This window comes from Wenyingzhuangia sp. 2_MG-2023 (assembly GCF_030548295.1).
Classification (GTDB): Bacteria; Bacteroidota; Bacteroidia; order Flavobacteriales; family Flavobacteriaceae; genus Wenyingzhuangia.
Genome location: NZ_JAUOSB010000201.1, coordinates 1 through 234, shown reverse-complemented (window position 1 = coordinate 234; position 234 = coordinate 1). Strand labels below are relative to the sequence as shown.

1 protein-coding gene is annotated in these 234 nt (G+C 41.9%); it reads right to left on the bottom strand.

Translation table 11 applies throughout. From position 1 onward, the window contains the following. On the bottom strand, nucleotides 1-234 hold a 234-nt coding region (locus Q4548_RS17045), incomplete at both ends, for a reverse transcriptase domain-containing protein (protein ID WP_303457288.1).

Here is a 234-nt window from a genome sequence, read left to right as displayed (position 1 = left end):
CATAGCAACAATAGCAAAGAAAGCACGAATAGAACTATGCTTCATAACCGGGGAGAATACATCATTATAATCAACACCTGGAATCTGACTGAAACCTTTTGCTACTAACCTTGCCTTAAACCGTGAGGGCTCATTAGGAGACAAACCTTCCTTTCTTTTAAAGATCCACTTGCAGCGGACAGCATTCTTTTGTTTAGGCAAGCGCACAACATCCCATGTGCCATTCTTCTCAAG